The sequence below is a fragment of the Sutterella sp. KLE1602 genome (assembly GCF_001578585.1).
GTDB lineage: Bacteria > Pseudomonadota > Gammaproteobacteria > Burkholderiales > Burkholderiaceae_F > Sutterella > Sutterella wadsworthensis_A.
In genome coordinates this window covers 1-6,583 of record NZ_KQ968549.1, presented here as the reverse complement: position 1 = coordinate 6,583, position 6,583 = coordinate 1, and the positions used below count along the sequence as shown (strand labels likewise).

Genomic DNA, 6,583 nt, shown 5'->3' with positions numbered 1-6,583 from the left:
CGATTCGAAGTTGAATCGTGAACGGCGTTCGTCGTCTCACCGCGGCCTTGCCTGCCTTGAGCAGATGCCTCGCCTTTGCAGGCGAGCACGGCATCAAGGGCTGACCGCGCATGTTCAAAACAAATACTTTCAAAGCATCTCCTTTGCGGATACCCGCAGGTTCCGCCTACACGGCCCGAAGGCCGGGTTGACATCCTTCGCCAATGTTGGAAGGGGTTTGGTGCCTGCAACACCGCTCCTACCTCTCAGAGCTTTTAATCACAGGCCGCAGAGCGTGGAACTAGGATGTACATCCCACGGTGCCTATACATTCCCAACCAACGTAGCGCCTCTCGAAAGAGGGGCGCTGAGGCTAGTCAATAAAGGCTCTTTCAAGCCTCTGTCTTCAGACAGGGGTTATTGACGGGATTCTCCTTTTTTGATGGCACTTCGTAAATTTACGTGTTAATGTACCCCTAAAGAGGTATGTCTGATCAACGTATATTCTTGCGCTCGCCGCTTGGCAACCCGCCCACATGCTGTGGGCGGGCAAGCCCGCGATTATGGCGCAACAGATAGCGCGTCAAGGGTTCTTCGGCAATGAACGGGGAGCCCCGTCCGTCCTACGAACGGCCACCCCATTAAATGCCTCGCCCCCTTGACCCGTCAGGCGACGGTAGCCGGGCAGCGCTGAGGGAGCGCAGCAGCTGGCTTTTCATCAGCTGTATGCTACGGTCCTCCTCGACCGCGTAAAAAGGGTCAAGCCAAGGAGACGACCGCTACCACTTAAGGGGTACACTTAGCACGTAACAATGCGAAGAGGCTTTTTGATTCTTGTTTCGGCGACGCCCCGTCTGGTCCCGGAGCGCGTGTCAACACTATACGACACTCCGGAGCTTAAGGATAGGCTAAGAAAAGGCGTCCTCGGGAAATTGCCGATGGGGCCGGCGCGAACGGAAGACGGCAGAAGGAAGACGGAAGGAAGACGAAGAAGGCCGTCCGCACGCGCAGCCAGGAAAGGATGCGTACACGGACGGCCGCGAAGGTGAATTTGAGCGGGCTCAGAGCCAGGGCGCCTTTTCGTCGCAGGCGACGCCGTCGTCGTTGGTGAATCCTTCGAGGCTCCCCGCCTTCGTCTGGATGCAGACGAAGCGGATGCCCTGATCGGCGGCGGCGCGGATGGCGCGGCGGCCTTCGGGCGAGATGCGGAACCAGTCGCCCGCCTTGAGCTCGACCACTTCGCCGTCAATGTAGAGTTCGCCCCTGCCTTCGAGGACGCCGTAGACCTCCTCGTTCTTCACGTGCCGGTGCACGAACGGAACGGCCGCGCCTGCGGGCAGCGCGTTCACGGAGACCTCGCAGCCCGTCAGGCCGAGGGCGTCGTGGAGCTCCGTGCGCGGAGCGCATTCGAGCGAAATCCTGCGGAAGTTTTCGGTCATGATGATTGTCCTTTGTTGAAATATTCGTTCGTCGTCGAACCATATGTTTCTGAAAAAAGACGGCTCAAATGGACCCGTCTCCAGTCTGAAGAGGAGGTTTCGGCAGCCATTGTGGATGACCAGCCTGCCATTTCACCCCTCCATGGCGAGAATGATAGTTCGCCACCGAACGTTTGTCAATCCGAATACGGGAACCTGAATCGAGACCGTCGGGAGTCCGTGGATGGGGCTCGGGCCCGCATCCCGATGGGAAGTGCGGGACCGGTTGAGGCGCAGCGGCGTCAGCGGGGACCGCCGGGACCGCCCGGGCCTCTGCCGCCCGGACCTCCGAAGTGAGGCGGACGCGGACCGCCGCCGTGCGGGTGACGGGGCCCCGGACCGCCTGCATGCGGCGGCCTGTGGCCGGGACCGCCGAAATGCGGCGGGTGCGGGCCCGGACCGTGTGGAGGCTACGGAGGCCTCGGGCCCGGTCCTCCGGGAGGCCTTCCGCCCGCAAAGTGCGGGGGCCGCAGAGGCGGAGGCGGACGACCGCCCGGTCCGTCGAAGTGCGGCGGAGGCGGAGGCCTGTGACCCGGCGGCGGACGGTGCGCAGGCGGAGGCGGCGGATAGTGCCTGTAGTAGTCGTCGATCCAGAAGCGGCGGTAGGTGGCGGGCGTGTAGCGGTTGCCTCTGTACCACCAGTACCTGCCGTCCCAGCGGCCGTACTCGTAGTTGCGGTAGATGTAGTCGCGGATCAGCGCGTCGGAGACGCCGTAGAGAATGTCGGCGAGGAGCGGATCCGGCGCGGCAAGCGCCGGCGCAGCAGGCACGAGGACCGCAAGCGCGGCGCCCAGCACAAGCTTTCTTCTTGTCAGCATGGTGTTTCCCTCACGAAGACGGAATCATTGTTGGAACCTGACGACCTTATTTTACTGAACGCTCGTTCAGGATTCCACGTCTCGTACATTTCGTGAAGCTTCTTGACGCAGACGCCGCCCGCCCCTTCGGATGAAGCCGGGGTTTCCAATGTCTTTCCTACTCCCGCAGGCGAAAAAAGGGCGAAGCTCACGCTCCGCCCTTCTGGAGAAGGGTAAAGACACCCTTGCACTTCTCCGTTTTCGACCGCTCATCAAGGCATCATGCAGCGTTCAGTCAGCGGGGGCCGTCCCAGTTGTCGCGGCTCCCGTCGTTTTTGCGCCCTTCGTGCCTGCCGTTGTCGTGCCCCGGTCCCTTCGGAGGATTCCGGCCGGCCTGAGGCCCGGGCTTCTGCTGCGGATGCTGCGGATGCTGCGGCGGCTTCGCGGGCCCGGACGGCTTCTTCGGCTCGCGGCGCTCCTCGTAGTGCTTCGACCAGTAGCGGCCGTACTCGGCGGCCGTGTAGCGGCGGCCGCCGTAGTTCCAGTGGCTGCCGTCCCAGCGGCCTTCCTGATAATGCCTGCGGATGTAGTCCCGCGTCAGGGCGTCGGAGACGCCCGCGAGGATGTCGGCGAGAAGCCTGCTGTCGGACGCCATGACGGGCATCGCGGGAAGGGCCGCGGCCATCAGGGCGGCGGCGCCGAAAAGAACCTTTCTTCTGTTGAGCATCTGCGGCCGCCTGTCATCAACGGTTGCTGCTCGAATGAGGCCATTTTAGTGAACACTCGTTCAGGGAAAGACCGACCGCAACAATTGGACATCACTCTTGATATAGACTGACATTTACTGCGGCACAGTCGTTTTAGGGAGACAAGAGCTGTTTGCAAAGCCCTCCCCTGCGCCCTCTCGTCAGGACTCGCGCGCCTCAAGCAGACGTCCCGGACGGGCGTGCAGCGGATGACCGCCCCAGCTCCAGTGGTGCCCGTCCCAGCAGCGGCCGCAGGCGTGCGTGAAGTCCTGCTGCAGGGGCGCGCGTCGTTCAGCCTGAAGCCTCGGGCACGAAGCCGCCGCTCGTGCGGCAAGGGAAGCTGCGGGGGATGCGGCCGTCAGGGCCGCCATGGCGATGATGATCCGTCGTCTCGAAAGCATGAAAACTCCTCTCAAGGGCTTTTCTCAAATCCTGCCGCAGATGCGGCTCAATGCTCGGCGCTGCGGTCGTCACCGCGATCGCCGGCCCTCTCGTCGAACCCGTGGTTCACGTCGCTGTCCTCGTCGGCGTCGTCGTCATGGAGGGGCCCCTCCTCAGATTCCTCTTCGTCGTCCTGATCTTCGCGAGGCTCCTCGTCATCCTCTTCCTCATCGGGCGCTTCAGGCTCCGCCGCCCGGGCGGACAAGGCGGGGACGACTGGCGCGGCGCAGAGCACAGGAAGGATGAGCGCGGCGAGCACGAGGCGCCTGCGGGCCTCGTCGGCGGTTTCGGTCATGAATGTCTCCGAAAGAAAAGGCATTGTCGTCCGTCGATCTTATCAGGTGCGCGATCCGCATGCCCGAGCCCGACGGACCCCGTAACGAAGTTCACGCTTCACAGGCGGCCAAGAGAAAGGCAGCGCACTCCTCGTCGGAGTCGCTGCCTTCTTGAAGTCTCCGGAAGGCCCCGTCCGCCAGGATCGGGCCCCTCGGCTCCCGTCATCCCCAGTGAGGTGGAGGCGGGGGGCGGCGGACGGTGGTGCGGGCGGCGACGGTCGTCGTCATCATCGTCGTCATCGTCCCAGTCGCGGGGATGCGGATGCGGCTTCTTGCGCTTCTTGGGCTTCTTCGGCGGCTGGCGGTGATATTCCTCAGCCCAGTAGCGGCCGTACTCGTGCGGCGTGTAGCGGTGTCCGCCGTAGTACCAGTAGTGGCCGTCCCAGCGGCCGTCCTCGTAGCGGTCGCGGATGTAGTCGCGCACGAGCGCGTCGGAAACCCCGTAGAGAATGTCGGCGAGAAGACGCTCGTCGCGCGCAAGCGCGGGCGTCGCCCCCAGACCGACGAGCGCCGTTGCGACGGCACCCATGATGAGCTTTCTGCGTGTAAGCATGCGGCACCTCCCGATGCGTATGCGTTTGAAGCCTTGAGACCTGCAGGAGAAACCAATCTCCTCCCTCATGGACTCATTCTAGCCACAACGGGAATCACTTGGCGTTCAGAAACATCACCCTTTCTTTGCAGAATATTGCTGCGTCTCCCAGCCGAACCCCGCCCGCAGGGGCGCCTCTCAGGGCATCTCGCTCGAACGCCTGCTCGCCGAGGCGTTTTGAGACAGTCCGTGATCCACGGAAGTGACATCATGCTCGGAAACCCTGCCGCAGTGGTCCGTGCGCAAATCCGTTGTCTTTAAGCAACAGAAAGGCCGGCGCGCGGAGAGCGGTCGGCCCTGAAGTCGGTGCAGTTGAGGAACTTCGGAGGCTCTCAGTTGAGTCTCTCGGTCCTGAGATCAAGCCCGATCGCGGCCATGACGGCGATGAGCGACTCGAGCGTCATTTCGCCGTAAAGCTCGTGAGGCACGGGCAGGCCCTTGAGTCGGCAGGCCTTCTCGACGGCCTCGACGACGCATCGTGCGTCGCCCGAGCAGAGCGCCTCCTGGATCAGGGTGACGACGTGCGCATTATCGCGTGCGCCCCTGCTTCCTGCAGCGTTGGGGCCAAGACGAGGACTCGATGTCTGCATATGGTCTCTGTGGAATGTCCTTGGGAAAACGGACCGTGTCCGAGGGATCGGGCAACGGTCCGTGCTCATGAGTCTACACGACCTCTGGGAGGCGTTCCATAGACCTTAGGGTTTATATCACTGATCCTTTTTGAGGACATAAAGGTCCGCCATCGGCCCCTCGACGGCATCGCCGTCGGCGTTGAGAAGCCTCACGGCACCCTCCTCAACCCTAGCGAGCGAAGGCTGTCCGCCCTTGACGGCGGGCGTCATCGTGACGACGCCCTTCTCGTCGATCGTCCACTGGCCGCCGTCCTCGAAGGTGTCGCGGCCGACGTATTCGGAGATGCGCGTGTAGACGCCGTTGGCCCTCAGGTAGAGCGTCGTGCGGATGCCCGAGCAGTCGGCGCAGGGAAGTTCGCCCGCGTAGACGCCGGCGGCCTTCTGCATGGGCGTGAGATCCTGAGCCTGAACCTGGACCGGAGCAGCCTCGGGCGCAGTGCCCGAAGAAGGCGAATTGCAACCCGCGAGACCGAGGGCGGCGGCCGCGCAGAGGGCGGCGATGGAGATTCTGGAGGCGTTCTTCATATGTGACGACGGCGCGCCTTCACCCGACACCGTCGGATTCGGCGCGCCGCTCTCTCTGGAATTGTCGGCTTGACTTGTGTTTACTTGGCCTTGCCGGCCTTGTCAGGCTGGGCGGCCTTTTCGGGCTGCGGAGCCTGCTTGCCGTCCTGCGGCTGCGGCTCGTCGGCCGTCTGCGCCTTGTCGGCAGGCGTCAGATCGACGGGAAGCTTGAGCGCGGGATCCTGAACGTCGGCAACGGGCGCCGGTGCCTGGAGGTCGGCGGGCGCAGCCTTGACGGTCGGCTGGGCTTCGGGCTCGGGAGCCGCGGGCGGGTTCGCCGCAAAGGCGGAGGAAGCGAGGAAAACGGAGGCGACGGCGAGAAGCTTGATGGTGTTCGTCATGATGTGTTCGGACTGCGTTGTGGCGCGGGTCCGTCCTTAATATATGGTTGATGGATCGTGGCGAAGCGTCGGGAGGGATCTTCCCTCCCGTCATGAAGGCGAAGCCTTACTTCTTGGCATCAGGCGCGGGGGCCGGCTGAGCCTGCTCGGGGGCCTTCTGGGCCTCGGCCGGAGCCTGCTGCTGAGCCTGTTCGGGCGCCTGCTGCTGGGCCTCGGGGGCCGGAGCGGGCTGGGTCTGCGCGGCGGGTTCGGCGGCGGGGGCCGGAGCCGGGGCTTCGTTGCAGCCCGTGAGCGCGATGGCACCGATGAGAGCGGCGGCGGTGGCGGTGAGAAGCTTGGCGTTGAATGTCATGATGTCGTCGGCGTGCAGTTGCTTGCAGTGTCGGTCCTGCTCCTGCGCGCACTCTCCTATATGTATGCTGTTTCTCGGATGGCGGTCCGCCCGACGGGGCTTCCTTCGCTTCGGTTCCCGTCGTTCGTCCGTTGAAGACATCTTGCCAGTCGGCGTGCCGCTTATGCGCAACAAATCATGTCCGACTGCGTGAGGCTGTTGCAGCAGGAAAGAAGCCGAAAAATCCGGGAACGGCACGGCGTGCAAAGCCGAGTGTGGTCCGCCCGCCCCGAGAGATGCGCCTACTCAAAACGCCTTAGGAATAGTTAGAAAATAATCTATACAAC

General features: G+C 63.5%; 11 protein-coding genes. All 11 read right to left on the bottom strand.

Features of this window, described 5'->3' with window-relative positions; translation table 11 throughout:
- Positions 1 to 118, bottom strand: a 118-nt coding sequence (locus HMPREF3036_RS11575) for an RRXRR domain-containing protein (RefSeq protein ID WP_255358815.1), incomplete at its 3' end; no start/stop codon positions are given.
- 922 nt (positions 119 to 1,040) lie between these two features.
- Positions 1,041 to 1,418 carry a cupin domain-containing protein gene (locus HMPREF3036_RS07440; RefSeq protein ID WP_005435356.1) on the bottom strand — a complete coding sequence of 126 codons (378 nt, stop codon included), beginning with the start codon at positions 1,416 to 1,418 and terminating at the stop codon, positions 1,041 to 1,043.
- Between the two features lie 449 nt (positions 1,419 to 1,867).
- Positions 1,868 to 2,275, bottom strand: a complete 408-nt coding sequence (locus HMPREF3036_RS12145; protein WP_082897405.1) for a hypothetical protein — start codon at positions 2,273 to 2,275, stop codon at positions 1,868 to 1,870.
- Between the two features lie 274 nt (positions 2,276 to 2,549).
- The gene (locus HMPREF3036_RS07430) at positions 2,550 to 2,981 is read right to left on the bottom strand and encodes a hypothetical protein (protein ID WP_062333120.1); all 432 of its coding nucleotides are present in this window, start codon (positions 2,979 to 2,981) and stop codon (positions 2,550 to 2,552) included.
- A gap of 180 nt (positions 2,982 to 3,161) precedes the next feature.
- The gene (locus tag HMPREF3036_RS07425; protein ID WP_062333111.1) at positions 3,162 to 3,401 is read right to left on the bottom strand and encodes a hypothetical protein; all 240 of its coding nucleotides are present in this window, start codon (positions 3,399 to 3,401) and stop codon (positions 3,162 to 3,164) included.
- Positions 3,402 to 3,448: 47 nt separating this feature from the next.
- Positions 3,449 to 3,736, bottom strand: a complete 288-nt coding sequence (locus HMPREF3036_RS07420) for a hypothetical protein (protein ID WP_005435348.1) — start codon at positions 3,734 to 3,736, stop codon at positions 3,449 to 3,451.
- Between the two features lie 98 nt (positions 3,737 to 3,834).
- The gene (locus tag HMPREF3036_RS07415) at positions 3,835 to 4,329 is read right to left on the bottom strand and encodes a hypothetical protein (RefSeq protein WP_062333107.1); all 495 of its coding nucleotides are present in this window, start codon (positions 4,327 to 4,329) and stop codon (positions 3,835 to 3,837) included.
- Between the two features lie 371 nt (positions 4,330 to 4,700).
- A complete protein-coding gene (locus tag HMPREF3036_RS07410; protein WP_005435344.1) occupies positions 4,701 to 4,958 on the bottom strand; it encodes a hypothetical protein in 258 nt (85 codons plus the stop codon).
- 117 nt (positions 4,959 to 5,075) lie between these two features.
- Positions 5,076 to 5,525 carry a copper resistance protein NlpE gene (locus tag HMPREF3036_RS07405; protein WP_005435342.1) on the bottom strand — a complete coding sequence of 150 codons (450 nt, stop codon included), beginning with the start codon at positions 5,523 to 5,525 and terminating at the stop codon, positions 5,076 to 5,078.
- A gap of 80 nt (positions 5,526 to 5,605) precedes the next feature.
- A complete protein-coding gene (locus HMPREF3036_RS07400) occupies positions 5,606 to 5,905 on the bottom strand; it encodes a hypothetical protein (RefSeq protein WP_062333103.1) in 300 nt (99 codons plus the stop codon).
- A gap of 106 nt (positions 5,906 to 6,011) precedes the next feature.
- The gene (locus HMPREF3036_RS07395) at positions 6,012 to 6,257 is read right to left on the bottom strand and encodes a hypothetical protein (RefSeq protein ID WP_005435338.1); all 246 of its coding nucleotides are present in this window, start codon (positions 6,255 to 6,257) and stop codon (positions 6,012 to 6,014) included.
- Positions 6,258 to 6,583: the final 326 nt, after the last annotated feature.

What these genes read in the sequence shown, in the direction of transcription:
- HMPREF3036_RS07440 (WP_005435356.1), bottom strand. Translation starts at nt 1,418, where the DNA reads ATGACCGAAAACTTCCGCAGGATTTCGCTCGAATGCGCTCCGCGCACG.
- HMPREF3036_RS12145 (WP_082897405.1), bottom strand. Translation starts at nt 2,275, where the DNA reads ATGCTGACAAGAAGAAAGCTTGTGCTGGGCGCCGCGCTTGCGGTCCTC.
- HMPREF3036_RS07430 (WP_062333120.1), bottom strand. Translation starts at nt 2,981, where the DNA reads ATGCTCAACAGAAGAAAGGTTCTTTTCGGCGCCGCCGCCCTGATGGCC.
- HMPREF3036_RS07425 (WP_062333111.1), bottom strand. Translation starts at nt 3,401, where the DNA reads ATGCTTTCGAGACGACGGATCATCATCGCCATGGCGGCCCTGACGGCC.
- HMPREF3036_RS07420 (WP_005435348.1), bottom strand. Translation starts at nt 3,736, where the DNA reads ATGACCGAAACCGCCGACGAGGCCCGCAGGCGCCTCGTGCTCGCCGCG.
- HMPREF3036_RS07415 (WP_062333107.1), bottom strand. Translation starts at nt 4,329, where the DNA reads ATGCTTACACGCAGAAAGCTCATCATGGGTGCCGTCGCAACGGCGCTC.
- HMPREF3036_RS07410 (WP_005435344.1), bottom strand. Translation starts at nt 4,958, where the DNA reads ATGCAGACATCGAGTCCTCGTCTTGGCCCCAACGCTGCAGGAAGCAGG.
- HMPREF3036_RS07405 (WP_005435342.1), bottom strand. Translation starts at nt 5,525, where the DNA reads ATGAAGAACGCCTCCAGAATCTCCATCGCCGCCCTCTGCGCGGCCGCC.
- HMPREF3036_RS07400 (WP_062333103.1), bottom strand. Translation starts at nt 5,905, where the DNA reads ATGACGAACACCATCAAGCTTCTCGCCGTCGCCTCCGTTTTCCTCGCT.
- HMPREF3036_RS07395 (WP_005435338.1), bottom strand. Translation starts at nt 6,257, where the DNA reads ATGACATTCAACGCCAAGCTTCTCACCGCCACCGCCGCCGCTCTCATC.